General features: G+C 70.5%; 26 protein-coding genes. 17 read left to right on the forward strand and 9 right to left on the reverse strand.

The window, feature by feature from the left end:
• Window positions 1–184 precede the first annotated feature (184 nt).
• A complete protein-coding gene (locus J7E94_RS32390) occupies window positions 185–997 on the reverse strand; it encodes a phosphatase (protein WP_215020434.1) in 813 nt (270 codons plus the stop codon).
• 65 nt (window positions 998–1,062) lie between these two features.
• A complete protein-coding gene (locus tag J7E94_RS32395; RefSeq protein ID WP_215020401.1) occupies window positions 1,063–1,641 on the reverse strand; it encodes a TetR/AcrR family transcriptional regulator in 579 nt (192 codons plus the stop codon).
• Between the two features lie 112 nt (window positions 1,642–1,753).
• Between J7E94_RS32395 and J7E94_RS32400 the strand changes: the two genes are divergently transcribed.
• The 10 genes from J7E94_RS32400 to J7E94_RS32445 all read left to right on the forward strand — a co-directional run bounded on the left by J7E94_RS32400 (window position 1,754) and on the right by J7E94_RS32445 (window position 15,134).
• Window positions 1,754–3,370, forward strand: a complete 1,617-nt coding sequence (locus J7E94_RS32400; protein WP_215020402.1) for a carboxyl transferase domain-containing protein — start codon at window positions 1,754–1,756, stop codon at window positions 3,368–3,370.
• A gap of 16 nt (window positions 3,371–3,386) precedes the next feature.
• Window positions 3,387–5,579 carry a biotin carboxylase N-terminal domain-containing protein gene (locus J7E94_RS32405; protein ID WP_215020403.1) on the forward strand — a complete coding sequence of 731 codons (2,193 nt, stop codon included), beginning with the start codon at window positions 3,387–3,389 and terminating at the stop codon, window positions 5,577–5,579.
• Window positions 5,576–6,508, forward strand: a complete 933-nt coding sequence (locus J7E94_RS32410; RefSeq protein ID WP_215020404.1) for a hydroxymethylglutaryl-CoA lyase — start codon at window positions 5,576–5,578, stop codon at window positions 6,506–6,508. Before J7E94_RS32405 ends, J7E94_RS32410 begins: the two co-directional genes overlap by 4 nt.
• A 7-nt stretch (window positions 6,509–6,515) precedes the next feature.
• The gene (locus J7E94_RS32415) at window positions 6,516–7,676 is read left to right on the forward strand and encodes an acyl-CoA dehydrogenase family protein (protein WP_215020405.1); all 1,161 of its coding nucleotides are present in this window, start codon (window positions 6,516–6,518) and stop codon (window positions 7,674–7,676) included.
• A 171-nt stretch (window positions 7,677–7,847) separates the two neighbouring features.
• Window positions 7,848–8,885 carry an ABC transporter substrate-binding protein gene (locus J7E94_RS32420; RefSeq protein WP_215020406.1) on the forward strand — a complete coding sequence of 346 codons (1,038 nt, stop codon included), beginning with the start codon at window positions 7,848–7,850 and terminating at the stop codon, window positions 8,883–8,885.
• Window positions 8,886–8,925: 40 nt separating this feature from the next.
• Window positions 8,926–9,849 carry a siderophore-interacting protein gene (locus tag J7E94_RS32425; protein WP_215020407.1) on the forward strand — a complete coding sequence of 308 codons (924 nt, stop codon included), beginning with the start codon at window positions 8,926–8,928 and terminating at the stop codon, window positions 9,847–9,849.
• 147 nt (window positions 9,850–9,996) lie between these two features.
• Window positions 9,997–11,487 carry an aspartate aminotransferase family protein gene (locus J7E94_RS32430; protein WP_215020408.1) on the forward strand — a complete coding sequence of 497 codons (1,491 nt, stop codon included), beginning with the start codon at window positions 9,997–9,999 and terminating at the stop codon, window positions 11,485–11,487.
• Window positions 11,471–12,772: a lysine N(6)-hydroxylase/L-ornithine N(5)-oxygenase family protein gene (locus J7E94_RS32435; RefSeq protein WP_215020409.1), complete on the forward strand. Its 1,302-nt coding sequence runs from the start codon at window positions 11,471–11,473 to the stop codon at window positions 12,770–12,772. Before J7E94_RS32430 ends, J7E94_RS32435 begins: the two co-directional genes overlap by 17 nt.
• Window positions 12,769–13,356, forward strand: a complete 588-nt coding sequence (locus tag J7E94_RS32440; RefSeq protein ID WP_215020410.1) for a GNAT family N-acetyltransferase — start codon at window positions 12,769–12,771, stop codon at window positions 13,354–13,356. Before J7E94_RS32435 ends, J7E94_RS32440 begins: the two co-directional genes overlap by 4 nt.
• Entirely contained in the window at window positions 13,353–15,134 is a 1,782-nt protein-coding gene (locus tag J7E94_RS32445) for an IucA/IucC family siderophore biosynthesis protein (RefSeq protein ID WP_215020411.1), read from the forward strand. The genes J7E94_RS32440 and J7E94_RS32445 overlap by 4 nt, the downstream gene beginning before the upstream one ends.
• Before the next feature lie 116 nt (window positions 15,135–15,250).
• On the opposite strand, the gene J7E94_RS32450 is transcribed toward J7E94_RS32445, so the two are convergent.
• Both J7E94_RS32450 and J7E94_RS32455 read right to left on the reverse strand, forming a co-directional pair.
• The gene (locus J7E94_RS32450; protein WP_215020412.1) at window positions 15,251–15,454 is read right to left on the reverse strand and encodes a hypothetical protein; all 204 of its coding nucleotides are present in this window, start codon (window positions 15,452–15,454) and stop codon (window positions 15,251–15,253) included.
• Window positions 15,436–15,801: an ATP-binding protein gene (locus tag J7E94_RS32455; protein ID WP_374224525.1), complete on the reverse strand. Its 366-nt coding sequence runs from the start codon at window positions 15,799–15,801 to the stop codon at window positions 15,436–15,438. Before J7E94_RS32455 ends, J7E94_RS32450 begins: the two co-directional genes overlap by 19 nt.
• 423 nt (window positions 15,802–16,224) lie before the next feature.
• On the opposite strand from J7E94_RS32455, the gene J7E94_RS32460 reads away from it, so the two are divergent.
• The 5 genes from J7E94_RS32460 (at window position 16,225) to J7E94_RS32480 (ending at window position 19,392) form a co-directional block, all read left to right on the forward strand.
• Window positions 16,225–17,079: a DUF5753 domain-containing protein gene (locus J7E94_RS32460; protein WP_215020413.1), complete on the forward strand. Its 855-nt coding sequence runs from the start codon at window positions 16,225–16,227 to the stop codon at window positions 17,077–17,079.
• Window positions 17,080–17,097: 18 nt separating this feature from the next.
• A complete protein-coding gene (locus tag J7E94_RS32465; protein ID WP_215020414.1) occupies window positions 17,098–17,295 on the forward strand; it encodes a DUF397 domain-containing protein in 198 nt (65 codons plus the stop codon).
• A gap of 28 nt (window positions 17,296–17,323) precedes the next feature.
• The gene (locus J7E94_RS32470; protein ID WP_215020415.1) at window positions 17,324–17,524 is read left to right on the forward strand and encodes a DUF397 domain-containing protein; all 201 of its coding nucleotides are present in this window, start codon (window positions 17,324–17,326) and stop codon (window positions 17,522–17,524) included.
• Window positions 17,525–17,800: 276 nt separating this feature from the next.
• Complete coding sequence (locus J7E94_RS32475) at window positions 17,801–18,424, forward strand: alpha/beta hydrolase (RefSeq protein WP_308345610.1); 624 nt, start codon at window positions 17,801–17,803, stop codon at window positions 18,422–18,424.
• Window positions 18,425–18,462: 38 nt separating this feature from the next.
• Window positions 18,463–19,392: a hypothetical protein gene (locus tag J7E94_RS32480; RefSeq protein ID WP_251057567.1), complete on the forward strand. Its 930-nt coding sequence runs from the start codon at window positions 18,463–18,465 to the stop codon at window positions 19,390–19,392.
• A 376-nt stretch (window positions 19,393–19,768) separates the two neighbouring features.
• Here the strand turns inward: J7E94_RS32480 and J7E94_RS32485 are convergent, their stop codons facing one another.
• The 5 genes from J7E94_RS32485 to J7E94_RS32505 all read right to left on the reverse strand — a co-directional run bounded on the left by J7E94_RS32485 (window position 19,769) and on the right by J7E94_RS32505 (window position 23,421).
• Window positions 19,769–20,194: a hypothetical protein gene (locus J7E94_RS32485; RefSeq protein WP_215020417.1), complete on the reverse strand. Its 426-nt coding sequence runs from the start codon at window positions 20,192–20,194 to the stop codon at window positions 19,769–19,771.
• Window positions 20,191–20,472 carry a ribbon-helix-helix domain-containing protein gene (locus tag J7E94_RS32490; protein WP_215020418.1) on the reverse strand — a complete coding sequence of 94 codons (282 nt, stop codon included), beginning with the start codon at window positions 20,470–20,472 and terminating at the stop codon, window positions 20,191–20,193. The genes J7E94_RS32485 and J7E94_RS32490 overlap by 4 nt, the downstream gene beginning before the upstream one ends.
• Window positions 20,473–20,671: 199 nt before the next feature.
• Window positions 20,672–21,175 (reverse strand): family 20 glycosylhydrolase, encoded by a 504-nt coding sequence (locus J7E94_RS32495; protein WP_215020419.1) that lies wholly within the window; start codon window positions 21,173–21,175, stop codon window positions 20,672–20,674.
• A gap of 52 nt (window positions 21,176–21,227) precedes the next feature.
• Window positions 21,228–21,746 (reverse strand): hypothetical protein, encoded by a 519-nt coding sequence (locus J7E94_RS32500; RefSeq protein ID WP_215020420.1) that lies wholly within the window; start codon window positions 21,744–21,746, stop codon window positions 21,228–21,230.
• A 79-nt stretch (window positions 21,747–21,825) separates the two neighbouring features.
• Window positions 21,826–23,421: a beta-N-acetylhexosaminidase gene (locus J7E94_RS32505; RefSeq protein ID WP_215020421.1), complete on the reverse strand. Its 1,596-nt coding sequence runs from the start codon at window positions 23,419–23,421 to the stop codon at window positions 21,826–21,828.
• Window positions 23,422–23,642: 221 nt separating this feature from the next.
• Between J7E94_RS32505 and J7E94_RS32510 the strand changes: the two genes are divergently transcribed.
• Together J7E94_RS32510 and glmS are read left to right on the forward strand one after the other, a co-directional pair.
• Window positions 23,643–23,918 (forward strand): hypothetical protein, encoded by a 276-nt coding sequence (locus J7E94_RS32510; RefSeq protein WP_215020422.1) that lies wholly within the window; start codon window positions 23,643–23,645, stop codon window positions 23,916–23,918.
• 36 nt (window positions 23,919–23,954) lie between these two features.
• A complete protein-coding gene (gene glmS / locus J7E94_RS32515; RefSeq protein ID WP_215020423.1) occupies window positions 23,955–25,772 on the forward strand; it encodes a glutamine--fructose-6-phosphate transaminase (isomerizing) in 1,818 nt (605 codons plus the stop codon).
• Window positions 25,773–25,804 lie beyond the last annotated feature (32 nt).

Below are 25,804 nucleotides of genomic sequence, written 5' to 3' on the forward strand. Positions count from 1 at the left end.
TTTCCGGTCACAGCACTAGGCCCGTACTTCGCAGGTCACCCGTTAGGAACGCCTCAACTCAAGATCGTTGGCCGATCTCGGCCGCGTTGGCCCAGCCGTGACAGACCGCACGGCGTCAACTATCCGATGGCGACCGATCGCGACCGGTTGATCTTCACGATCGGGTGACCTGCGAAGTCCGGGACTAGGTGTCCAGGAGGCCCGCGGCGGTCAGGAGGTAGGCGACCATCGGGTCGTAGAAGCGCGGGTCGCGGACGTGGTCGTCCAGGGGGACCGCCACCTGGAGGGTGCCTTCGGCCTCGCCGAGGAAGAGCGCCGGGTCGTTGCAGTCCGCGTAGCCCACCGCGTCCAGGCCCCGCTGGGCCGCGCAGCCGGCCCAGCCGTGGTCGGCGACGACCAGGTCCGGCTGGGGGCGGCCCGCCGCGGCGAGCCCGTCCAGGATCGCGGCCATCGGTTCCGGCGAATGCGTGTGCCACAGCGTCGCCCCCCGCTCCAGCACGGCGACGTCCGCGAACTGCCACACCGAGCCCTCGTCGGCCACCAGGCCGGACGGGATGACGACGATCTCGCACCCGGCGGCGCGCAGGGCCGCCGCCGTCGCACGGTGCACGTCCAGCAGCCCGCCCGGGTGTCCGGTGGCCAGCAGCACGCTCTGCCGGTCCAGCGCCGCCTTGCGCAGCCGCGCCGCCATCCGGTCCAGGCCGGCCACGGTCAGTTCCGGGTCGATCGTGTCCTGGCCGGCGCGGTGCGCCGGGTCGTCCACGACGCCGACGCGCTCGGCCATCACCGCCAGGACGTCCTGCTCGTCGGTCCACCGGCCGCCCAGGTCCAGGCCGAGCCAGTAGTGCCGGTCGCCGTTGGCGAGCTTCCTGTAGTGGGAGAGGTTGTTCTCCCGCGGGGTGGCGACGTCCCCCGCGATCCGCGTGCGGACCAGGTGGTCGATGAGTTCGGCGCGGCTCGGTACGGGCGTCTCTATCGGCTTCGGCATACGGGCCATTCTGCCGCCGCCCAGGCGGAGGCGGCGCGTCCATTCCAGCTTGCGGACCTGGGCCCCTCGCCCGCTCACCCCGACAGCGCCCCGAACGCCCCGTGCGCGAGCCGCCGGAGCAGTGACTCCGTCGCCTCCCGCCCCAAGGCCGCCAGGTGGGGCGTGGAGTTCAGCAGGCCGAAGACCGCGTGCACGGAGATCCGTACCTCCGCCTCGCCCACCTCCGGGTGCAGTTCCCGTACGACGGCCACCCACAGCTCCACGTACTGCCGCTGCAGCTGCCGTACGAGCTTGCGGTCGGCCTCCCGCAGCCGGTCGAGCTCCCGGTCGTGCAGGGTGATCAGCGCCCGGTCGTCGAGCGCGAAGTCGATGTGGCCGTCGATGAGGGAGGACAGGAGCGAGGCAGGATCCCCGGCTGCCTCCTCGACCCGGCGGCGGCCGCCGGTCAGCAGCCGTTCACTGATGCCGACGAGCAGCTCGGCCAGCATGGCGTCCTTGCCCGCGAAGTGCCGGTAGAGGCCGGGGCCGCTGATGCCCACGGCGGCCCCTATCTCGTCGACGCCGACGCCGTGGAATCCACGCGCGGCGAAGAGGCGGGCGGCCTCACTGAGGATCTGCTCGCGACGGGTCGGTGCGGCCGCTCTGGTGCTCATGGGAAACCATTCTAGACAGGGCGGTTAGCGGTCGTTAACCTAAGCCGTACATGCGTTAACGACCATTAACAGCGTGCACCGAGCAAGTGGAACGAGCAAGGGAGCTCGACCGATGCAGCAGGCACCAGTGCTGACGAGCGCCGCGGACCCGGCGTCCGAGGCCTGGCGGACCAACGAGGCCGCCCACCGCGAGCTCGCCGAGGGGCTGCGGGCCCGGCTCGACGCGGCCCGCCTCGGCGGCGGCGAGAAGGCCCGCGCCCGCCACACCGCCCGCGGGAAGCTCCTCCCCCGCGACCGCGTGGACACCCTCCTCGACCCCGGATCCCCCTTCCTGGAGCTGGCGCCGCTGGCCGCCGAGGGCATGTACGGCGGCGCGGCCCCGGCCGCCGGGGTCATCGCGGGCATCGGCCGGGTCAGCGGCCGCGAGTGCGTGATCGTCGCCAACGACGCCACCGTCAAGGGCGGCACGTACTACCCCATGACGGTCAAGAAGCACCTGCGCGCCCAGGAGGTGGCCCTGGAGAACCGTCTCCCCTGCCTCTACCTGGTCGACTCCGGCGGCGCCTTCCTCCCCATGCAGGACGAGGTCTTCCCCGACCGGGAGCACTTCGGCCGCATCTTCTACAACCAGGCCCGCATGTCCGGCGCCGGCATCCCGCAGATCGCCGCCGTCCTCGGCTCCTGCACGGCCGGCGGCGCGTACGTACCGGCGATGAGCGACGAGGCCGTCATCGTCCGCGGCCAGGGCACGATCTTCCTCGGCGGCCCGCCGCTGGTGAAGGCGGCCACCGGTGAGGTGGTCACGGCCGAGGAGCTGGGCGGCGGCGAGGTCCACTCCCGCGTCTCCGGCGTCACCGACCACCTCGCGGAGGACGACGCGCACGCGCTGCGGATCGTACGGAACATCGTGGCGACCCTGCCCGACCGCGGAGCCCTGCCCTGGTCGGTCGAGGCGCCGGAAGAGCCGAAGGTGGACCCGTACGGTCTGTACGGCGCGGTCCCCGTCGACTCCCGCACCCCCTATGACGCCCGCGAGATCATCGCGCGCATCGTGGACGGGTCCCGCTTCCAGGAGTTCAAGGCGGAGTTCGGCCAGACGCTCGTCACCGGCTTCGCCCGGATCCACGGGCACCCGGTCGGGATCGTCGCCAACAACGGCATCCTCTTCTCCGAATCCGCCCAGAAGGGCGCCCACTTCATCGAGCTGTGCGACCAGCGCGGCATCCCGCTGCTCTTCCTCCAGAACATCTCGGGCTTCATGGTCGGCCGGGACTACGAGGCCGGCGGCATCGCCAAGCACGGCGCCAAGATGGTGACGGCGGTGGCCTGCACGCGGGTCCCGAAGCTGACCGTGGTCGTCGGCGGCTCGTACGGCGCGGGCAACTACTCGATGTGCGGGCGGGCGTACTCGCCGCGCTTCCTGTGGATGTGGCCCAACGCCAAGATCTCCGTGATGGGCGGCGAGCAGGCGGCCTCCGTCCTGGCCACCGTCAAGCGGGACCAGATCGAGGGCGCCGGCCAGGAGTGGCCGGCCGAGGACGAGGAGGCCTTCAAGGCCCCGGTCCGCGCGCAGTACGAGGAACAGGGCAACGCCTACTACGCCACCGCGCGGCTGTGGGACGACGGGGTCATCGACCCGATGGAGACCCGGCAGGTGCTGGGACTGGCCCTGACCGCGTGCGCGAACGCCCCGCTGGGCGATCGCGGCTTCGGCATCTTCCGCATGTGACGTGAGGACTTCTTCGATGTTCAGCACTGTTCTGGTCGCCAACCGGGGCGAGATCGCGGTCCGGGTCATCCGCACGCTGCGGGAGCTCGGGGTGCGGTCGGTCGCCGTGTTCAGCGACGCGGACGCGGACGCGCGGCACGTACGGGAGGCCGACACGGCCGTCCGGATCGGCCCGGCGGCGGCCGCGGAGAGCTACCTGTCGGTGGAGCGGCTGCTCGACGCGGCCCGCCGCACCGGCGCCGAGGCCGTTCACCCCGGCTACGGCTTCCTCGCGGAGAACGCGGCGTTCGCGCAGGCCTGCGCCGAGGCCGGGCTGGCCTTCATCGGGCCGCCCGCTTCGGCGATCTCCCTGATGGGCGACAAGATCCGGGCCAAGGAGACGGTGAAGGCGGCGGGCGTGCCCGTGGTCCCCGGCTCCTCCGGCAGCGGCCTGTCGGACGCCGAACTGGTCGCCGCCGCCGAGGAGATCGGCATGCCGGTGCTGCTGAAGCCCTCGGCGGGCGGCGGCGGCAAGGGCATGCGGCTGGTGCGCGAGGCGGCCGTACTGGCCGAGGAGATCGCGGCGGCCCGCCGCGAGGCGCGGTCCTCCTTCGGCGACGACACGCTGCTGGTCGAGCGGTGGGTGGACCGGCCGCGGCACATCGAGATCCAGGTGCTCGCCGACTCCTTCGGGAACGTGGTCCACCTGGGCGAGCGCGAGTGCTCGCTGCAGCGGCGCCACCAGAAGGTGATCGAGGAGGCGCCGTCGGTCCTGCTGGACGAGAGGACCCGCGCGGCGATGGGCGCGGCGGCGGTGGAGGCGGCGCGCTCGTGCGGGTACGTCGGCGCGGGCACGGTGGAGTTCATCGTCCCGGGGAAGGACCCGTCCTCGTACTACTTCATGGAGATGAACACCCGCCTCCAGGTCGAGCACCCGGTGACGGAGCTGATCACGGGGCTGGACCTGGTGGAACTGCAGCTGCGGGTCGCCTCCGGCGAGGCGCTGCCCTTCACCCAGGACGAGGTCCGGCTGACGGGCCATGCGATCGAGGCCCGCGTGTGCGCGGAGGACCCGGCGCGGGGCTTCCTGCCGTCCGGCGGTACGGTGCTGGCCCTGTCGGAGCCGTCGGGCGGTGCGGTGCGGACGGACTCCGGGCTCACGGCGGGCGTGCCGGTGGGGTCGACGTACGACCCGATGCTGTCGAAGGTCATCGCGTACGGTCCCGACCGGGCGGCCGCCCTGCGGATCCTGCGGGGCGCCCTGGCCGACACGGTGATCCTGGGTGTGCAGACCAACGCCGGTTTCCTGCGGAGGCTGTTGGCCCACCCGGACGTGGTGTCCGGCGACCTGGACACGGGCCTGGTCGAGCGCGACCTCCCGTCCCTCCTGCCGGAGGGCGTCCCGCCGGAGGTGTACGCCACGGCTGCGCTGCTGGCCCAGGCTTCTCTCCCCCACCCCGCCCCTTCCCCGAACGGGGGGCTCCGCCCCGAGACCCCGGTCCTCGATCGCCGGACGGCCTGGGAGGGTCCCGGCGGCTCCGGCGCGGACCCTGCGGGACCGGCCGGCGCCGCCGCGTGGGTCGACCCGTTCGGGGCCGCCGACGGCTGGCGCCTCGGCGGCACCCCCGCCTGGACGGTCCACCACTTCCGCCTCCCGGGCCAGGACCCGATCACGGTCCGCACCCGCCCCCGGGGCACGGAGACGGAGGTCTCCCTCGGCGATGCGGCCCCCTCGGCCCCGCCTGCGGGTACCCCCGGACGAAGTCCGGGGGAGTTTGAGGCGCGGGGTCTCGGGCAGAGCCCCGGCGCACCGGTCCGCAGCCGGATCGTCAGCCGCACCGCGACCCGCCTCACCGTCGAACTCGACGGGGTCACACACCGCTTCGCGTACGCCACCTCCCCGGAGGGGACCTGGCTCGGGCGCGACGGGGACTCCTGGCACGTCCAGGCCCACGACCCCGTCGCGGCGAACCTCAGCGGGGCCGGCCGCGGCGGCGCGGAGACCCTCGCCGCCCCCATGCCCGGCACCGTCACCGTCGTCAAGGTGGCCGTCGGCGACAAGGTGACCGCCGGTCAGAGCCTCCTGGTCGTCGAGGCCATGAAGATGGAGCACGTCATCTCCGCCCCGCACGCCGGGACCGTCACCGAGCTCGACGTCACCCCCGGCACCACCGTCGCCATGGACCAGGTCCTGGCCGTGGTCACCCCGGAAGAGGAGGAGGGCGCATGAACGGGCTGCCCATGACCGTCCCGAGCCCCGGCCTGCCGGCCCGGGTCCGGATCCACGAGGTCGGCGCCCGCGACGGACTGCAGAACGAGAAGACGGCCGTACCCACCGCCGTCAAGGCCGAGTTCATCCACCGGCTCGCCGCCGCCGGCCTCACCACCATCGAGGCCACCAGCTTCGTCCACCCCAAGTGGGTCCCCCAGCTCGCCGACGCCGAGCAGCTCTTCCCACTGCTCGGCGACGTCGAGGCGGCGCTGCCCGTCCTGGTCCCCAACGAGCGCGGCCTCGACCGCGCCCTGGCCCTCGGGGCCACCCGTATCGCCGTCTTCGGCTCGGCCACCGAGACCTTCGCCTCCCGCAACCTCAACCGCACGGTCGCCGAGTCCCTGGCCATGTTCGAGCCCGTCGTGGCCCGCGCCAGGCAGGAGAAGGCGCACGTCCGCGGCTACCTCTCCATGTGCTTCGGCGACCCGTGGGAGGGCCCGGTCCCCGTCGGCCAGGTGGTCTCGGTCGCCAAGGCGCTGCTCGACCTCGGCTGTGACGAGCTGAGCCTCGGCGACACCATCGGCGTCGCCACCCCCGGCCACGTCCAGGAGCTGCTCGGCAGCCTCAATGAGGCGGGCGTGGGCACCGACCGCATCGGCGTGCACTTCCACGACACCTACGGCCAGGCGCTGTCCAACACCCTCGCCGCGCTCCGGCACGGCGTGACCACGGTCGACGCCTCCGCCGGCGGCCTCGGCGGATGCCCGTACGCGAAGAGCGCCACCGGCAACCTCGCGACCGAGGACCTGGTGTGGATGCTCGACGGCCTCGGCATCGAGACCGGGGTCGATCTGGCCGCCCTCACCGCCACGAGCGTGTGGATGGCCGAACAACTGGGGCGACCCAGCCCCTCCCGTACCGTCCGCGCCCTCTCCCACAAGGAGTAGTCACATCATGTCCCTCGACCACCGGCTCACCCCTGAGCACGAGGAACTCCGCCGCACCGTGGAGGCGTTCGCGCACGACGTCGTCGCCCCGAAGATCGGCGACCTGTACGAGCGGCACGAGTTCCCGTACGAGATCGTCGCCGAGATGGGCCGCATGGGCCTGTTCGGCCTGCCCTTCCCGGAGGAGTACGGCGGCATGGGCGGCGACTACCTCGCCCTCGGCATCGCCCTGGAGGAGCTGGCCCGCGTCGACTCCTCGGTCGCCATCACCCTGGAAGCCGGGGTCTCCCTCGGCGCCATGCCGCTCTACCTCTTCGGCACCGAGGAGCAGAAGCGGGAGTGGCTGCCGAGGATGTGCTCCGGGGAGATCCTGGGCGCCTTCGGCCTGACCGAGCCCGGCGCGGGCAGCGACGCGGGCGGCACGCGCACCACCGCCGTCCGCGAGGGCGACGAGTGGGTGATCAACGGCTCGAAGTGCTTCATCACCAACTCCGGTACGGACATCACCGGTCTGGTCACCGTCACCGCCGTGACGGGCCGCAAGGCAGACGGCCGGCCGGAGATCTCCTCGATCATCGTCCCGTCCGGCACGCCGGGCTTCACGGTGGCCGCGCCCTACTCCAAGGTCGGCTGGAACGCCTCGGACACCCGCGAGCTGTCCTTCGACGGCGTACGGGTCCCCCTCGCCAACCTGGTGGGCGAAGAGGGCCGCGGCTACGCCCAGTTCCTGCGCATCCTCGACGAGGGCCGGATCGCCATCTCCGCGCTCGCGACGGGCCTGGCCCAGGGCTGTGTGGACGAGTCGGTGAAGTACGCCAAGGAGCGGCACGCCTTCGGCAAGGCGATCGGCGACAACCAGGCCATCCAGTTCAAGCTGGCCGACATGGAGATGCGCGCCCACATGGCCCGCATCGGCTGGCGCGACGCGGCCTCCCGGCTGGTGGCGGGGGAGCCCTTCAAGAAGGAGGCGGCCATCGCGAAGCTGTACTCCTCCACGGTGGCCGTCGACAACGCCCGTGACGCGACGCAGATCCACGGCGGCTACGGGTTCATGAACGAGTACCCGGTGGCGCGCATGTGGCGTGACTCCAAGATCCTGGAGATCGGTGAGGGCACCAGCGAGGTCCAGCGCATGCTGATCGCGCGCGAGCTGGGCTTCTCCGGCTGACCGCAGCACGCCCGTAGGTCCGCAGACGTCGGCAGAGGCCGTCAGTTCCGCAGGTCAGCGCGAGGGGGCCCGCGAAACTTAGGGCCCCTTACCGCTTGCAGCCAAGGTTAGGCTAACCTTCCCTGCGAACGGCCCAGCAGCCGCCCTGCACGCACGAAAGCGGACATCGACATGCCCAAGTCCCGTAGCTTCCCCCTCTCCCGCCGCGGTTTCATCGCGGCCGGCGGCGCCCTCGGCCTCGTCGCGGCGCTCGCCGCGTGCGGCGGCACCGACTCGGCGAAGGGTGACGGCGGCAAGGACAAGGGCAGCGCGGCCTCGGGCCCGTGGACCTTCACGGACGACCTCAAGAAGGAGGTCAGCCTGAAGGCGAAGCCGAAGAACATCGTCGCCTTCACCGGCACCGCCGCCGCGCTGTACGACTACGGCATCCCGGTCAAGGGCGTCTTCGGCCCGACCAAGACCGCCGACGGCAAGGCCGACGTCCAGGCCGGCTCGATGGACATCTCCAAGGTCGAGATCCTCGGCAACGTCTACGACGAGTTCAACGTCGAGAAGTACGCGGCCCTCCAGCCCGACCTGCTCGTCACCAACACCTGGGACGGCTCCTACTGGTACGTGCCCGAGGCCTCCAAGGACAAGATCCTGAAGCTGGCCCCGGCCGCCGCGATCGGCGTCGGCGGCGACGTCAGCATGGACAAGGCCCTGGAGCGCACCGCGGACCTCGCCAAGTCCCTGGGCGCCGACATGAACGCCAAGGCCGCCGTCGACGGCAAGGCCCGCTTCGAGGCCGCCGCCGCGAAGGTCCGCGAGGCCACCAAGGCCAACCCCGGCATCAAGGTCCTCGTCGGCTCCGGCTCCGCCGACCTCTTCTACGCCTCCACGCCGGACACCTCGGCCGACCTGAAGTACTTCAAGTCGCTGGGCGTCGAGTTCGTCACCCCCGAGAAGCTGGACGAGGGCGGCTTCTTCGAGAGCCTGAGCTGGGAGAACGCCGGCAAGTACAAGGCCGACGTCATCCTGCTCGACAACCGCACCGGCACCCTGCAGCCGGAGGAGTTGAAGGCGAAGGCCACCTGGGCCGAGCTCCCCGCGGTGAAGGCCGGCCAGATCACCCCGCGCGTCACCGAGCCGATCTACTCGTACGAGAAGTGCGCCCAGATCCTCGAGGACCTCGCGAAGGGCATCCAGAACGCCAAGAAGGTCAGCTGACCACCCTTCACTCCGGCCGAATCCCAGGGGGACCCTCCGCATGACCGCCACCGCGTCCGACGCCCCGGCCGCAGCGCACTTCCGGTTCTTCGCACTGGACGTGCTCCGCACGCGCCGCCTCGGCCATTCGTTCCTGCGCGTCACGTTCGGCGGTGAGTCCCTCGCGGACTTCCGTTCGGGCGGCTACGACCAGAGCCTCTCGCTCTTCCTTCCGCCGCCGGGACGGGAGCACACCGTGCTGCCGTCCACGGACGAGGACACCTGGTTCGCCGCCTGGCGCGGGATGCCGGACGAGGAGCGTCCGGTGATGCGCTCCTACACCGTGCGCGAGCAGCGCCGTACGCCCGAGGGCGTGGACGAGGTCGACATCGACTTCGTCCTCCACGGGGATCCCGCCGCGGCAGCGGCTGATGTCACAGGGCCCGCCTCGCACTGGGCCGGGCGGGCGGTGACCGGCCGGCGGATCCTCGCGATCGGTCCGGCCGTCGCCGAGAACAAGTCCGTACGGTTCCAGCCGCCGGCCGCCGCCGACGCGATCTGGATGTACGCGGACGAGACCGCGCTGCCGGCCGCGGCCGCGATCCTGGACCGGCTGCCCGCCGGGACCAGGGTCCGCGCCTGGTTCGAGGTCCCGCACGAGGACGACCGGCTGGACCTGCAGGCCCCCGCCGAGGCGGACATCACCTGGATCGTGCGGAAGAACGCGGGCCGGGAGCGGACCGACCAGGTACTGGGCGTACTGCGCTCGGCCGAACCGGCGGCCGCCGAAGCCCCGTACGCATGGCTCGCGGGCGAGGCGGGCACGGTCCGCGCGGTGCGCCGCCACTTCGTGCAGGAACACCTCCTCGACCGCCGCGCGGTGCGCTTCACCGGCTACTGGCGACTCGGTGCGAGCGAGGAGGAACTGCTCGCCGAGGCGTACGCGGGCAAGGCCCCGAGTGAGGACCCCGGGTCCGAGCTCTAGGTGCAACCCCGCCGTTCACCAGGCATTTCAGGGAAGGGTCCCGGCCATGGCCGGGACCCTTCCCTGTTTGGAGATCAGGTTAGGTTAGGCTAACCTAAGCAGCGCCCCACCAGCCCCCCCATCTCCCGCCTGCCCGGAGGAAAGTTGATGCGCCAGCATCTGCTGAACGAGACGACCGCGGATGTCTACCGGCGTTCTGTCACCGAGGGCGTCGACCGTGTCGCCGCCAAACTCGCCACCACCGAACGGCCCCACACCGGCATATCCGTCGACGCGCTCGCCCCGGTCGTCAACGGGATCGACCTCGACACCCCGCTGGCCGACGCCTCGGCCGCGCTGGCCGAGCTGGAGGACGTCTACCTCCGCGACGCCGTCTACTTCCACCACCCGCGCTACCTGGGGCACCTCAACTGCCCCGTGGTCATCCCCGCGGTGGTCGGCGAGGCCGTGCTCTCCGCCGTCAACTCCTCCCTCGACACCTGGGACCAGTCCATCGGCGGCACGCTCATCGAGCGCCGCCTGATCGACTGGACCGCCGGCCGCATCGGCCTCGGCGAGAGCGCGGACGGGATCTTCACCTCCGGCGGCAGCCAGTCCAACTTCCACGCGCTCCTGCTGGCCCGCGACGAGGCCTGCCGGATCGTCATGAAGCGGGCCTTGGACGCGGGCATCGGCCTCACGAAGGCCGAAGTCCTCCCGAAACTCCGCATCTTCGCCTCGGAGGCCGGCCACTTCAGCGTGCAGAAGTCGGCCGCCATGCTGGGCCTGGGCTACGAGGCCGTCATCGCCGTCCCGGTCGACCGCCACCGCCGGATGGACACCTCCGTCCTCGCGCTGGAGCTGGAGAACTGCGCCGCCGAGGGCCTCTTCCCGATGGCCGTCGTCGCGACCGCCGGCACCACCGACTTCGGGTCCATCGACCCGCTCCCCGAGATCGCCCGCCTCGCCGACGAGCACTCCGCGTGGATGCACGTGGACGCCGCGTACGGCTGCGGGCTGCTGGTCTCCCCCACCCGCCGGCACCTCCTCGACGGCATCGAGCGCGCCGACTCGGTCACGGTCGACTACCACAAGTCGTTCTTCCAGCCCGTCAGCTCCAGCGCCATGCTGGTCCGCGACCGCGACACCCTCAAGCACGCCACGTACCACGCGGACTACCTCAACCCGCGCCGCATGGCCGAGGAGCGGATCCCGAACCAGGTCGACAAGTCCATCCAGACCACGCGCCGCTTCGACGCCCTCAAACTCTGGATGACCCTGCGCGTCATGGGCGCCGACGGCGTCGGCTCGCTCTTCGACGAGGTCGTCACCCTCGCCGCCGCCGGCCATGACCTCATCGAGGCCGATCCGCGCTTCGAGGTCGTCGTCAAGCCACAGATCTCCACCCTCGTCTTCCGCTTCCTGCCCGGCGGGGAGGCCCCCGCGGACCTCGTCGACGAGGCCCAGCTCCACGCCCGCAAGTCGCTCTTCGCCTCCGGCGAGGCCGTCGTCGCCGGCACGAAGGTGGACGGGAAGCAGTACCTGAAGTTCACCCTCCTCAACCCGCAGACCACGACGGCCGACATCGCGGCCGTACTCGACCTTCTCGCCGCACACGCCGAGCAGTTCCTGGGAGAATCCCTTGCCGTCCACCGTTAAGCCCCACGACTTCATCGGAATCGGCCTCGGTCCCTTCAACCTGGGCCTCGCCTGCCTGACCGGCCCGATCGACGAGCTCGACGGCCTCTTCATCGAGTCCAAGCCGCACTTCGAGTGGCACGCCGGGATGTTCCTCGACGGCGCCCACCTGCAGACGCCGTTCATGTCGGACCTGGTCACCCTCGCCGACCCGACCTCGCCCTTCTCCTTCCTCAACTACCTGAAGGACAAGGACCGGCTGTACTCCTTCTACATCCGGGAGAACTTCTACCCGCTGCGCGCCGAGTACAACGACTACTGCCGCTGGGCCGCCGACCGGCTGGACAACGTCCTGTACTCCACCTCCGTCACCGAGGTCACCTACGACGAGCGGGCCGGTCTCTACGAGGTCCACACCGACAAGGGCGAGACCCACCTGGCCCGCCGCCTGGTCCTGGGCACCGGCACCCCGCCCTTCGTCCCGGAGGCCTGCGCCGGCCTCGGCGGCGACTTCCTGCACAACTCCGCCTACATGCAGAACAAGGCGGAGCTGCAGAAGAAGAAGTCGATCACCCTGGTCGGTTCCGGCCAGAGCGCCGCCGAGATCTACTACGACCTCCTCGCCGAGATCGACGTGTACGGCTACCGGCTCAACTGGGTCACGCGCTCCCCCCGGTTCTTCCCGCTGGAGTACACGAAGCTGACGCTGGAGATGACCTCGCCCGAGTACGTGGACTACTTCCACGCCCTCCCCGAGGACACCCGCTACCGGCTGGAGACCCAGCAGAAGAACCTCTTCAAGGGCATCGACGGCGATCTGATCAACGCCATCTTCGACCTGCTCTACCAGAAGAAGATCACCATGCCGGGCGAGGTGCCGACCACCCTGCTGACCAACACCTCGCTGAACAGCACGGCCTACGACACCACCGCGCAGACCTACACCCTGGGCCTGCGCCAGGAGGAGCAGGAGCGGGATTTCACCCTCACCTCCGAGGGGCTGGTGCTGGCCACCGGTTACAAGTACCGCGTCCCCGACTTCCTCGCCCCCGTGCGCGAGCGGCTGAACTTCGACGGCCGCGGCCGCCTCGACGCCGCCCGCAACTACAGCGTCGACACCACGGGCCGCGGGGTGTACCTCCAGAACGGCACGACCCACAACCACTCCCTGACCTCGCCCGACCTGGGCATGGCCGCGTACCGCAATGCCTACATCGTCGGGGAGCTGCTGGGACGCGAGTACTACAAGGTCGAGAAGTCCATCGCGTTCCAGCAGTTCGCAGCCCCGGAAGGCACGCACGTATGAGCACCACCGACACCCTCTTCACCCGGACGGACCCGGCCCTCGGGACCTTTTCCATCCGCCCGCTGGACCCCTTCGCCGACGCGGAGATGCTGCACGGCTGGGTCACGCACCCCAAGGCCTCGTTCTGGATGATGCAGGACGCCTCGCTGCCGGACGTCGAGCGCGAGTACATGCGGATCGCCGCGCACGAGCACCACCAGGCCTTCATCGGCCTCCACGAGGGCCGCCCCGCCTTCCTGATGGAGAGCTACGACCCGGGCGAGCTGGAACTGGTCGGCCTGTACGACGCCCAGCCCGGCGACGTCGGCATGCACTTCCTCGTCGCGCCGAGCGACCAGCCCCTCAGCGGCTTCACCCGCGCCGTGATCACGACGGTGATGGCCGCCCTCTTCGCCGACGCGGCAACGCAGCGGGTCGTGGTGGAGCCGGACGTCCGCAACACGGCGGTGCACGCCCTCAACGAGGCGGTCGGATTCGTCCCCGAGCGCGAGGTCCGGAAGCCGGAGAAGACCGCCCTGCTCAGCTTCTGCACCCGCGCCCGGTTCGAGGCGGCCACCGGCATCACCCGGGAAGTGTCGATATGAGCCTGGCCGACGCCATCTCCCACCTCTCCCCCGAGCTGTGGGCCCGCGCGAACCGCGCGCTGGTCCGCAAGGCACTGGCGGAGTTCTCCCACGAACGCCTGCTGACCCCCAAGCCGCTGGGCGGGGACCGCTACTCGGTGCTCAGCGACGACGGCGCCGTCGAGTACCGCTTCACCGCCGTCCTGCACGCGCTGGACCACTGGGCGGTGGAGGAGTCCTCCATCACCCGCCACAAGGACGGCGGGCAGGCCGAGCTGGACGCCCTCGACTTCCACATCGAGCTCCGGCAGGCCTTGGGCCTGAGCGCCGAGGTGCTGCCCGTCTACCTGGAGGAGATCTCCTCCACCCTGGCCGGCACCGGCTTCAAGTACACCAAGCCGCAGGTCTCCGCCGCCGTCCTCGCCAAGTCCTCCTTCCAGGACATCGAGACGGGCATGACCGAGGGCCACCCCTGCTTCGTGGCCAACAACGGCCGCCTGGGCTTCGGCGTCCACGAGTACCTCTCGTACGCGCCGGAGACCGCGAGCCCGGTCCACCTGGTGTGGGTCGCCGCCCGCAGGGACGTCTCCACCTTCACGGCGGGCGCCGGCCTGGACCACGACTCCTTCATCCGGGCCGAGCTGGGCGAGGCGGCCCTCGCCGGCTTCGCCGCCAAGCTGGCCGCCCTGGGCCTGGACCTCGCGGACTACCACCTGCTGCCGGTGCACCCCTGGCAGTGGTGGAACAAGACCACGGTCACCTTCGCGGCCGAGATCGCGAACCGCCGCCTGGTCCTGCTGGGCGAGGGCGAGGACGCCTACCTGCCGCAGCAGTCGATCCGTACCTTCTTCAACACCACCACGCCGACGAAGCACTACGTCAAGACGGCGATCTCGGTGCTGAACATGGGCTTCATGCGGGGCCTGTCGGCCGCGTACATGGAGGCCACCCCGGCCATCAACGACTGGCTGCACCAGCTGATCGCGTCCGACGAGGTCCTGCGGTCCGTCGACTTCTCGATCATCCGCGAGCGCGCGGCGATCGGCTACCACCACCGCCAGTACGAGCGCGCCACCGACCGGTATTCGCCGTACCGCAAGATGCTGGCCGCACTGTGGCGCGAGTCCCCGGTGAACTCCCTGCGGGAGGGCGAGCGCCTCGCGACGATGGCCTCCCTCCTGCACGTGGACTCCGAGGGCCGGTCGTTCGCCGGCGCGCTGATCGAGGAGTCGGGCCTCACCCCGGCCGAGTGGCTGAAGCCGTACCTGCGCGCCTACCTGCTCCCGCTGCTGCACTGCTTCTACCAGTACGACCTGGCGTACATGCCGCACGGCGAGAACACCATCCTCGTCGTCAAGGACGGTGTGGTGCAGCGGGCGATCTTCAAGGACATCGCCGAGGAGATCGTGGTCATGGACGCGGACGCGGTGCTGCCGCCCGCGGTCGAGCGGGTCCGGGCGGACATCCCGGAGGACATGAAGCTGCTGTCGATCTTCACGGACGTTTTCGACTGCTTCTTCCGCTTCCTGGGCTCAGTCCTGGCCTCCGAGGGCATCTGCACCGAGGAAACGTTCTGGCGGGCGGTGGCGGACTGCGCCCACGACTACCAGGACTCGGTGCCGGCCCTGGCGGACCGCTTCGAGCGCTACGACCTCTTCGCGGAGGAGTTCGCGCTGTCCTGCCTGAACCGCCTCCAGCTGCGGAACAACAAGCAGATGGTCGACCTCGCCGATCCGGCGGCTGCCCTCCAGCTGATCGGCACCCTCAAGAACCCCGTCGCGCCCTTCGCGCGACGGTGATCGGGGGCGGGCAGGCGGTCGTTACGGTCCCTCGGCCGCCTGCCCGTCCCTATAGCACCAAGGCGTGTCCGCGAAGCCCAGACTGGCCCTCTTCGCGAACACGCCTCGCGTGTTTCTCAGTCCGCTGCCAGGGCCCGCTGGAAATCGGTGACGATCCGCCGGAACCCGGTGTGCCCGGTCTGCCGCGCATGCCGCAGGGCCCACACGGCGGGCCCGTCGTCGTCATCGGCCGGCCCGGACCCGGCGAGGCAGGAGGTGCACTCGACCTCGTAGATCGCCTCGCTCCCGGTCCGGTCGGGGGTCAGCAGCCAGGCCGCCACGGCACCTTCACGGACAACTCGGCCCACACCAGCTTCCCGGGCCCGACCCGCTCCCCGACGGCCCAGCGGTCTGCGACGGCCGCCACCAGGTAGAGCCCACGCCCGCCGTCACCGTCCCGGTGGGATGTTCCAACCACGGGCTGTGCGGGACTGGTGTCATGCACCTCGACCCGTACGCCGTTGCCGAGCCGTACGTACCGGGTCTCGATCTCCCGGTCGCGGGGAGCGACGGCGTGCCGCACGGCGTTGGTCACGAGCTCGGAGGCCACGAGCAGGGCGTCCCCCTCCAGCTCGGAGAGCCCCCAGTCGGTCAGCGCCTTGCGTAGTTCGGCCCGCGCGAGCGGCACACACCCGGCCTCCCGCCGGCACCGCCGCACCACTACTTCCTGTTCGCTCACCGGGCCACCGCCCGCCCGTGGATGACCCGGGGCCCGAGATCGATCCCGTAGGTGGCAAGCGCAAGCACTTGCCTTCGCCACCACTGCCGTAGCGGTGGCACCAGCCCGATAAAATGCAGCACGTTGACGCTCCTTCGTAAGCGTTGGCCACGCCCCCGGACTGTTAGCGCAGTCGCGGGGGTCTACACGTTCAGCACCAATCACGCGCCGCACCCACTCACATGCGGTACGTCACAGCTTCACGGTAGGGCCGCAATCCTCGCCGCCGCAAGAAGATGCAACGCAAACTTGCGAATCACTCGTTCGTGGGTGTTCCCTGGCCGCACCGCATGCCAAACCGGCAGACTGGCAAGGATGTTGAGAGGAGTCACCATGCCCCCAGGTGGGAGGCCTACAGTCCGCAGTCGGAGACTCGGCGCGGCCCTGAAGCGCCATCGTGAGGCTGCGGGAGCCGACCAGGCCACTGCTGCAGAAGCGATCCTGAAGTCGGTCTCCAAGGTCAGCCGCCTGGAGAGTGGTCTCACCTCGGCATCGGCACTCGAAGTGCGCACGCTTCTCGACTGCTACGGCGTACAAGATGCCGGTGAAAGAGCACGGTTGGAGGGCTGGGCCAAGACGGGAAACCAGCGTGGCTGGTGGCTCGACTTCCAAGAAACAGTCACGCCGGACTACGCCGACCACATCACGCTGGAGAACGAAGCGACGTACATCCGCTCGTGGCAGCCGGTGCTGATCCCAGGGCTGCTGCAAACCGCCGAATACGCCGAGTCCGTCATCACGTCCGGTCCCACGTTCATCGCGGCGGATATGGCAGCCCGGTTGGTACAGGTGCGGCAGGAACGCCAGAGGCGGATCGCGCAGGGTGGGGTCCAATTCGCTGCTGTCATCTGGGAACCGGCGATCACTTCGCTCGCGTCGGTTCCGGCCATTGCCGGTCCGCAGTGGAGTCGGCTGCTGGAAGTCGGGGACCGCTACAACGTGACCGTTCAGATGCTGCCTGCGTCGGCAGGCAGGGCAGCAGGTGTCGCCGGACCATTCGTCAGCTTCTCCTTCGGCGATGAACCGACCGTAGAGGCCGTCGCCGTGGAGAACCTGCCGAACACTTCGGTGATCGAAGCGCCGGACGATCTTGCCCTCTACGTGAATGTCTTCGACCGACTACGCTCCACAGCACTGTCTTCCGAGGAGACGGCAGACCGCATCCGGCAGTTGCTCAAGAACGCGTAGCGCACCACGGGAGAGACCATGACCGCAGAAATCGTCAGCGCGTACCGCAGATCGTCGCACTCGGGCCAGCAGGGCGACTGCGTCGAGGTGGCGGAGACAGCGGACGGCGGGCGGGCCGTGCGGGACAGCAAGGACACCACCCGCCGAGGGTTCCACTGCCCCGCCCCGGTATGGGGGGCCTTCATCGGCGGCCTCAAGGGACTGCCCGGCGCCTGACCCTCGTACCCCGGAGAGGGGACCACCCATGCGTACCCTCACTGCACCCGGCACCACTTGGGGCAAGAGCAGCTACAGCGGCGACCAGGGAAACTGCGTCGAGGTAACCGGGACCACCGACGGTGGACTCGCCGTCCGGGACAGCAAGGACACCACCCGCCCCGGCATCCGCTGCGCCGCCCCCGCCTGGGGCGCCTTCATCTACGGCCTGAAGGCCTCCAGGCCGTAGATGAATGAGTCCGATGTTCATGGCTCCATGCGGACTGGGCCACCACGGATGCACTGTCTCAGTGGGGCCCCGACACCGTCCGGTCATCCAGCCGAGGCCGCCCCAGCACAGGCCGGGGCAGCAACGGCTGCACGAGTTCCCACTCGGCATCGGACAGTTCACGGCGGCGTATCACCACCCCGCGATCCACAACTCAAGATCACTTTGACTAGCGGGACAGGTACTCATTCGCATAGGTACAGGTACTCATGAGGCACCCTGTACGGCGCGGGATGTGTGTTGCTGGTCCGAATGGAGGCGGAGCGCCAGGATCCCGCCCGGTCGACGGCCTCGATCGTGTGGCTCGGTTACGACGCCCCGCAGGCCATCGCGACCGATGCGACGGAGACCAAGTGGGCCGACAAGGCAGAGGAGCCGCTGGGCAACTTCCTGCAGGGCATCGAGGAAGCCAATCATCGCGACGTGAACCAGACACTCCTGGGTCACAGCTATGGGTCCCTGGTGGCAGGCCAGACGATGAGATCCCACATAGACCTGCCGGTCGACAACGCGATCATGGTGGGCAGTCCGGGCGTGGGGGTGGATCACGCGAGGGACCTGAACATCCCGCCGGACCATGTCTTCGCGGCCACGGCCGAGAACGACCTCATCAACCTCGCCCCGCCCCCGGCAGGCCCCCTGGCCCCCCTCAACCCGAAGGCGTACATGGAGCTTTTCGACGACCACTCGATCGTCCACGGAACGGACCCCGTCTCCGACGACTTCGGCGGCGTGGTCTTCGACGTCCCCGGCGGGAAGCTTCCGGGCTCGGGCGGCGACATGATGCCCGCGCACTCCCAGTACTGGGACGACAAGCCCCTCAACAGCCTGGCAAAGATCGTTACCGGAGGGCAGCCGTGAATCTACGGAAAGTAATCCCGGCTGCCGCACTGCTGGCCATGACGACCATGGTGACCGCGTGCGGGGCGCAGGAGGACGGACAGGAAACCGGCGGGAAGACACCGAAGCAGGTCACGATGAACGAACAGCAGGCGGTCGACCGGGCAGAGGAAATCATTCACCAGGCGGTGGACGGCATGTCTCCCAAGCCGGGGCTGGAGCGTACGGGCCCCGAGACCGTTGGACCCTGCATCGCCAGGGACGACCACGGCCCTGACGACCGGCTGCAGGTCACTCTCTTCTACAAGCTGACCGGGGTTCCGGGGACCGAGGCCAAGAACCTCGTGCTGCAGGCACGAGACGCCTGGCTGAAGCAGGGCTACAAGTACAACTCGTCGGACAAGGAGGATATGTCCGGCCCGTTTCCCTGGGTCAGCATGCGCACGGAGCCCGACGACTTCTGGATGGAAGGCATCACCGGGGTCCTGAACCGCACCACGGGCGAGGGCCTCGCCACCCTCAAGGTGAGGTCGCCCTGCTTCCTCCCGCCGGGGAAGTCCTCGGCGCCGACCACGGCCGACCCCGCCGCACTGGAGGACCCGGACCTGCAGGTCGACGGTCCCGCTCGGCATCGCGCCCTCGGCCACTCCAGCCGGATCTACGATGCCTTGCGGGTCGGGTCGGCGCCCGCGCAGCCCGGGGAAGGCCTCAGCACGGTCCGGGACGAGTCCGGGACCTCGGTCCATCACACCTGGTCGACCGAGCCGCTGCCGGAGGACGAGACGGTACGGGCCTTGGCACGCACGCAGGCGTACTTCCAGAGCGCGGGATGGAGCGTGCGCCACGTGCCGACGCGTGGGGGCACCCCCGCCGTCGTCGCCCGCCACCCCGAAGAGGGCACGATCGCACAGGTCGCAGGCTCGACCACCGGCGCGGTGCGCGTCGCGGTGACGACGCCCGTCAACGGTCCGGCGTCCGCAGACGTCTGACAGCCGGCCCCCCATGCCGCCGGCGCGGGGTCCGGTCGCGTACCCGGCTCGGACCGCGCGTGAACGGCGACAACCTGGAGTCCCACCCGACTTCGACGCTCGCCACTGGGTACGCGAGTTCCACCCCCAGGAGTGGCAGATCGATCACCCGTGCGGACAAGGTCCCGCTGCTCGGGCAGGGGCGCCGTTGAGAACGGTGACGAACGCGGCGGTGGCGGTCGGGTTGCCGCCCGGCCGGCGACCCGTCCCGGCTGTGGGTGTGGGCGAGCCGGCCCCGGCCGACGGCGCCCCCGTGTTCACCGCGTACAGCCCGAACGGGACGCTCTCCCGAAGCGCGCCGTGACGCACGCCGCTACCCTCGCGCCGCCGGCCCGCGTCATACTTTCCTGACGACGATCGAGTCCGGGACCAGTCTCTCCAGGTCGTCCACGTCCGAGGTGAAGACGGTGACCTGCCCTATCTGCTGCCGCGCGATGACGGCGAGCACCGCGTCGATCGCGTACTTGTGGCCGTGCAGCTTGGCGTCGGCCAGGAGTCGGCGAGCCTGGCGGGCCTCGTCCTTCCCGACGTAGGCGACTTTGAGGCGCGAGAGGACCCAGTCCCAGCGCTGCTCGGTGGTTCTGCCGTCGTATGCCTCGACCAGCGTCATCGGAGAGGTCACCACCTCGGCCTCACCCCGGGCCGCGAGGTCGAGCCAGGCGATCATCTTCCGGTCGCCGCGCACAGCCAGGGACAGGGCTTCGCAGTCGAGTACGAAGATGCGCAGCGGCGGTTGCCCGTGCTCACCCGGCCGCTTCTTCACGCGGCCTCTCCGGCCCTGGGCTTTCCGGCGGCGGCGCGGCGGCGCTCGTGCTCCGCGTCCAGATCCTCCAGTTCCTCCAACGCTGCCGCGTGCTCGTCTTCGGTTACGGGGCCGTGTTCCTCCTCCAGCCAGCCGACCAGTTCCCGCAACCGGTCCCGGTCGCGCTTGAAGCGCAGCGCCTCGGCCACGTACGCCGACAGGCCCCGCTCTGCCGCCTCCGCGCGGATCTCGTCAAGCAGATCCTCGGGGATCGTCACTGTCACCTTTTTGGTTGCCATACAAGAGACCATACTCCTGGTATCAGCCCCCTTACCAGCGCGTGTGGCGCCCCAAGCGTCGGCGGCCAGGACTACAGGCACGGCGTCGGCCCGGAGTTCGCCTCGGAGGCCGACTTCGACATAGAGGCCGGGTCGGAAGCCGACGGTGCCAAGACCGACTGCTGGCGCTGAGCCGGCAGCGAACTCGTCGCCGCTCCGGTTACGGCCACGGCACGTCCGGAGCCTGGTAGTACGCGATGTCCTGCGCGTCCAGCCGGGGGCCGTGCGCGGCCAGGCGCACGCGGTACGAGGTCCAGTCCAGCGCGCCGGCCGGGAACCAGCCCAGTTCCGCCAGGCCCAGCACCCGCGGGAACGCCATCAGTTTCCAGTCGCCCCGCGTCGCGATGGTCTCCGTCCACAGCGCGGCCTCCACCCCCACGACGGAAGACTCCGCCACCCGGGCCAGGTAGGCCCCGGGGTTCCAGGAGTACGCCCGCTTGACGGGGGCGAGCCCGGCCCACGCCTGCCCCGGCTTCGCGGCCAGGTCGTACTTCATGTCCAGGTACAGCCGGTCCGCCGGCGACAGGACCAGCGGGTGCCCCGCCTTCGCCACCGCGACGACCGCCGCCTCCCGGCGGCGGCCCTCCAGCTGATCGGCACCCTCAAGAACCCCGTCGCGCCCTTCGCGCGACGGTGACCAAGGGGAGGGCGCGCACCGGCGCATACGGTCCCTCGGCGGCCGCGCCCTCCCCTCTTCTCCTCCCCCCTCGGCGGGGTCACCGCAGGCGTCGCCTGTACCCCCGTAACCAGGCGATGCCCACGGCCGCGCCGACGGCCCGTCCCGGCCCCGGTGCCGGGACCGCCGAGTTCACCGCCGTGGCCGCGTGCCCGGCGGGCAGGCACGCGTGGAGCCACGGCACGTCCAGGTCCTCCAGGCCGGTGCCGGCCGTGCCGATCTCGGCCGGCGGCCGGCCGTCCTGCCCGTACGAGGCCGCCCGTACGGCCGACAACGCCTGCCGGGGCCACAGGGCGACCGCCACGAGGAGCCGGCCCGTGCCGGCGGTGAGCTGCTCGTGGACGTACACCGCGCATTCGGCGCCCATCCGGGCCAGCCGTTCGGCCACCGTCCCGCGCTCCACCAGGCTGACGGAGACGATCGAGCCGAGCGGATCCGGCCGCGGATACCGGAACACCCAGACCGCCTCCGCCACCGCACGCCGGGTGCGCACCTCGGCGCACGCCCGCCGGAAGACGTCCTCGTGGATCCGCTGGAAGTACTCCTCGCCACCCGTCATGCGTCAAGTGTGAGCCGCAGGAGGCGGGTTGTGGAGGCTATTTCTAGAAAGATTCTCTAGTTATAGAAAGATTCTCCAGTTATCCCTGCCAGGGCACCTCCGGGTCCCGGTAGTAGGTGATGTCCTGGGCATCCATGCGCGGCCCCTGCGCGGCCAGCCGCTCCCGATACGCGTCCCAGCCGAGCGCCCCCGCCGGGGACCAGCCCAGTTCCGCCAGGCCCAGGACCCGCGGGAACGCCATCAGCTCCCAGTCGGCCCGGTTCGCGATCGTCTCCGTCCACAGCGGGGCCTCGACGCCCAGGACCGCAGACTCCGCCACGCCGGGCAGGTAGGCCCCCGGGTCCCAGGAGTACGCGCGCCGCACCGGGACGTAGCCCGCCCACGCCGGCCCCGGCTTCGTCGCCTTGTCGTACTTCATGTCCAGATACAGCCGGTCGGCCGGTGAGAGGATCACCGGATGCCCGGCCTTCGCGGCCGCCGCCACGGCCGCCTTCTCCGCCGCGGCCGTCCGGTCGTGGCCCCAGTACTGGAGCACCGCGCCCGCCGCCGGCCGGGCCGACGCCAGCTGGTGCCAGGCGACCACCGTCTTGCCGTGCCGGCCCACCACGGCCTGGGCCCGGTCCATGAAGGCCGCGTAGTCCGCCGCCGGGGTGGAGTTCGCCTCGTCGCCGCCGATGTGCAGGTAGCGGCCCGGCGTGAGCTCCGCCAGTTCGCCGAGCACCTCGTCGATGAACTCGTACGTCCGCTCCTTGCCGACGCACAGGGAGCTGAAGCCGACCTTGGTGCCGGTGTAGCGCTCGGGCGCCTTCCCGTCGCAGTTCAGCTCCGCGTAGGAGGCGAGCGCGGCGTTCGTGTGCCCGGGCATGTCGATCTCCGGGACCACGTCCACGTAGCGGTCCGCCGCGTAGGCCACCAGCTCCCGGTACTGGCCCTTGGTCCAGTGGCCGCCCGGTCCGCCGCCGACCTCGCTGCCGCCGCCGTACGGGGCGAGCCGCGGCCAGGAGTCCACCGCCAGGCGCCACCCCTGGTCGTCGGTCAGGTGCAGGTGCAGCGTGTTGACCTTGTACTGGGCGAGCTGGTCCACGTACCTCCTCACCTGCTCCACCGTGAAGAAGTGCCGCGCGATGTCGACCATCGCCCCCCGGTAGGAGAAGCGCGGCCGGTCGGTGACCGTCCCGCCCGGCACCGTTCCCGGGCCCGCCACGGGCACCAGCTGCCGCAGGGTCTGGCCCGCGTGGAACAGTCCGGCCGGGGTCCGCGCGGTGAGGGTGACCCCGGTCGGGCCGGACTCCAGCCGGTACCCCTCGTCCCCGGTCCCCTCGGCCTCCTCGTCGATCCGGAGCCGGATCCCGTCCCCCTCGGCCCCGTCGACCACCGGGAGCGGCAGCCCGCTCGGGCCGCGCAGCTGTTCCGCGAGGAGCTCGCCGACCTTCCGGACCTCCTCGTCGGATCCGCGGCCGGTCCGGATGACCGTGCCCGCCCCGAAGGCGTACCCGGGACCTCCGGCGCGGGCGGAGGCGGGCGCCGGCAGGAGCCGTTCGAAGGGGGCCGGGGCGGCGCGGGGCGCATCGCCGGGTCTGGCGTCGTCCCCCCGGGCGGCGGCGCAGGCCGTCGCGAGGGCCGGAGCCGCACAGAGGAGCAGGAGGGTGCCGAGCGTGCGTCGCAGGACTCTCATGCGCCAGGTATAGGCCAAGGGGGCCGTCGCGGAGGCCGTGGGAACGCCTGAAGGGCGGAAATCATCCGGAAGGACGGCACGCGGACATTCGATGGGAGGGCGCGGGATTTTGTCCCGATTCTGACCGGATCCCACCATTCCGCTGGTCCATACCAAGGTAATCCTGCCTGCATTCGGGCAGAATCTTTGCGCTCAGCGGCCTGAGCCGTCAGTATCTACGGGTGCTCGACCGCCGCCCGTCGCATGACGATCTTGTCGAACACCTGGTGCGGAGCACCTCGCTCCAGCGAGGCGAAGCCGCCCGGGTGGTGCTCGACGTGCTCGCGTACTTCGACGAGACGACCGAGGACTTCGTCCGGCGCCGCCACCGAGAACTGCAGTCCGGCGGCGCCGTGAACGCGGAGATCTTCGAGCGGATCGCGGCGGAACTGCCGCACCGCGCCGTGGCGCCCCCGGAGCTCTCGCTCCGGCAGTTGCGCCGCATCGTCTACGGCTGAGAGAGCCACCGGAACTTCAGGAGGGGTAACACTTATATGTGCGGAATCGTCGGTTACATCGGCAAGCGTGACGTGGCACCGCTGCTGCTGGAAGGTCTGCAGCGGCTGGAATACCGCGGATACGACTCCGCGGGCATCGTCGTGAACAGCCCGAAGGCCGCCGCCCTCAAGGTGGTCAAGGCCAAGGGCCGGGTCCGAGAACTGGAGTCCCGCGTCCCCAAGCGCTTCACCGGCACCACCGGCATCGCCCACACCCGCTGGGCCACGCACGGCGCCCCGAGCGACATCAACTCGCACCCGCACCTCGACGCCGACAACAAGGTCGCGGTCGTCCACAACGGCATCGTGGACAACGCCTCCGAGCTGCGCGCCAAACTCGAGGCCGACGGCATCGTCTTCGTGTCCGAGACCGACACCGAGGTCATCGTCCACCTGATCGCCCGCTCCGAGGCCGACACCCTGGAGGGCAAGGTCCGCGAGGCGGTCCAGGCGATCGAGGGCACCTACGGCATCGCCGTCATGCACGCCGACTTCGCCGACCGCATCGTCGTCGCCCGCAACGGCTCCCCCGTCGTGCTGGGCATCGGCGAGAAGGAGATGTTCGTCGCCTCGGACGTCGCCGCGCTGGTCGCCCACACCCGCCAGGTCGTCACCCTCGACGACGGCGAGATGGCCACCCTCAAGGCCGACGACTTCCGCACCTACACCACCAGCGGTGCCACCACCACCGCCACGCCGGAGACCGTGGAGTGGGAGGCCGCCTCGTACGACATGGGCGGTCACGACACCTACATGCACAAGGAGATCTCCGAGCAGCCCGAGGCGGTCGACCGCGTGCTGCGCGGCCGGATCGACGACCGCTTCTCCACCGTGCACCTGGGCGGCCTGAACCTGGACCCGCGCGAGGCGCGCGGCATCCGCCGCGTCAAGATCCTGGGCTGCGGCACCTCGTACCACGCGGGCATGATCGGCGCCGGCCTCATCGAGGGCATGGCCCGCATCCCCGCCGACGCCGAGCCGGCCTCCGAGTTCCGCTACCGCAACCCGGTCGTGGACCCCGACACCCTCTACATCGCGGTCTCGCAGTCCGGCGAGACGTACGACGTGCTCGCGGCGGTGCAGGAGCTCAAGCGCAAGGGCGCCCGCGTCCTCGGCGTGGTCAACGTGGTCGGCTCCGCGATCGCCCGCGAGGCCGACGGCGGCGTGTACGTGCACGCCGGCCCCGAGGTCTGCGTCGTCTCCACCAAGTGCTTCACCAACACGGTCGTGGCCTTCGCGCTGCTTGCCGTGCACTTGGGCCGCATCCGCGACCTGTCGGTCACCGACGGGAAGCGGATCATCGAGGGCCTGCGCCGGCTGCCCGCCCAGATCGAGGAGATCCTCAAGGGCGAGGAGGACATCAAGAAGCTGGCGGCCGAGTACGCCGAGGCCAAGTCGATGATGTTCATCGGCCGCGTGCGGGGCTACCCGGTGGCGCTGGAGGCCTCCCTCAAGCTCAAGGAGATCTCCTACATCCACGCCGAGGCCTACCCGGCCTCCGAGCTCAAGCACGGTCCGCTCGCGCTCATCGAGCCCTCGCTGCCGACGGTCGCGATCGTCCCGGACGACGACCTGCTGGAGAAGAACCGCGCGGCGCTGGAGGAGATCAAGGCCCGCAGCGGCCGGATCCTCGCGGTCGCGCACCGCGAGCAGGAGAAGGCCGACCACACCATCGTGGTGCCGAAGAACGAGGACGAGCTGGACCCGATCCTGATGGGCATCCCGCTCCAGCTGTTCGCGTACCACACGGCCCTGGCCATGGGCCGGGACATCGACAAGCCGCGCAACCTGGCGAAGTCGGTCACCGTCGAGTAGTCACCGGGTGACGACCGGACCAACGAAGACCC

Origin of the sequence: Streptomyces sp. ISL-94 (assembly GCF_018614075.1) — a bacterium.
Lineage (GTDB): Bacteria > Actinomycetota > Actinomycetes > Streptomycetales > Streptomycetaceae > Streptomyces.

Bases quoted from the DNA above. Each gene is read 5' to 3' on its own strand.
- J7E94_RS32390 (WP_215020434.1), bottom strand. From the start codon at position 997: ATGGCCCGTATGCCGAAGCCGATAGAGACGCCCGTACCGAGCCGCGCC.
- J7E94_RS32395 (WP_215020401.1), bottom strand. From the start codon at position 1,641: ATGAGCACCAGAGCGGCCGCACCGACCCGTCGCGAGCAGATCCTCAGT.
- J7E94_RS32400 (WP_215020402.1), top strand. From the start codon at position 1,754: ATGCAGCAGGCACCAGTGCTGACGAGCGCCGCGGACCCGGCGTCCGAG.
- J7E94_RS32405 (WP_215020403.1), top strand. From the start codon at position 3,387: ATGTTCAGCACTGTTCTGGTCGCCAACCGGGGCGAGATCGCGGTCCGG.
- J7E94_RS32410 (WP_215020404.1), top strand. From the start codon at position 5,576: ATGAACGGGCTGCCCATGACCGTCCCGAGCCCCGGCCTGCCGGCCCGG.
- J7E94_RS32415 (WP_215020405.1), top strand. From the start codon at position 6,516: ATGTCCCTCGACCACCGGCTCACCCCTGAGCACGAGGAACTCCGCCGC.
- J7E94_RS32420 (WP_215020406.1), top strand. From the start codon at position 7,848: ATGCCCAAGTCCCGTAGCTTCCCCCTCTCCCGCCGCGGTTTCATCGCG.
- J7E94_RS32425 (WP_215020407.1), top strand. From the start codon at position 8,926: ATGACCGCCACCGCGTCCGACGCCCCGGCCGCAGCGCACTTCCGGTTC.
- J7E94_RS32430 (WP_215020408.1), top strand. From the start codon at position 9,997: ATGCGCCAGCATCTGCTGAACGAGACGACCGCGGATGTCTACCGGCGT.
- J7E94_RS32440 (WP_215020410.1), top strand. From the start codon at position 12,769: ATGAGCACCACCGACACCCTCTTCACCCGGACGGACCCGGCCCTCGGG.
- J7E94_RS32445 (WP_215020411.1), top strand. From the start codon at position 13,353: ATGAGCCTGGCCGACGCCATCTCCCACCTCTCCCCCGAGCTGTGGGCC.
- J7E94_RS32460 (WP_215020413.1), top strand. From the start codon at position 16,225: ATGCCCCCAGGTGGGAGGCCTACAGTCCGCAGTCGGAGACTCGGCGCG.
- J7E94_RS32465 (WP_215020414.1), top strand. From the start codon at position 17,098: ATGACCGCAGAAATCGTCAGCGCGTACCGCAGATCGTCGCACTCGGGC.
- J7E94_RS32470 (WP_215020415.1), top strand. From the start codon at position 17,324: ATGCGTACCCTCACTGCACCCGGCACCACTTGGGGCAAGAGCAGCTAC.
- J7E94_RS32480 (WP_251057567.1), top strand. From the start codon at position 18,463: ATGACGACCATGGTGACCGCGTGCGGGGCGCAGGAGGACGGACAGGAA.
- J7E94_RS32490 (WP_215020418.1), bottom strand. From the start codon at position 20,472: ATGGCAACCAAAAAGGTGACAGTGACGATCCCCGAGGATCTGCTTGAC.
- J7E94_RS32495 (WP_215020419.1), bottom strand. From the start codon at position 21,175: ATGCGCCGGTGCGCGCCCTCCCCTTGGTCACCGTCGCGCGAAGGGCGC.
- J7E94_RS32500 (WP_215020420.1), bottom strand. From the start codon at position 21,746: ATGACGGGTGGCGAGGAGTACTTCCAGCGGATCCACGAGGACGTCTTC.
- J7E94_RS32505 (WP_215020421.1), bottom strand. From the start codon at position 23,421: ATGAGAGTCCTGCGACGCACGCTCGGCACCCTCCTGCTCCTCTGTGCG.
- glmS (WP_215020423.1), top strand. From the start codon at position 23,955: ATGTGCGGAATCGTCGGTTACATCGGCAAGCGTGACGTGGCACCGCTG.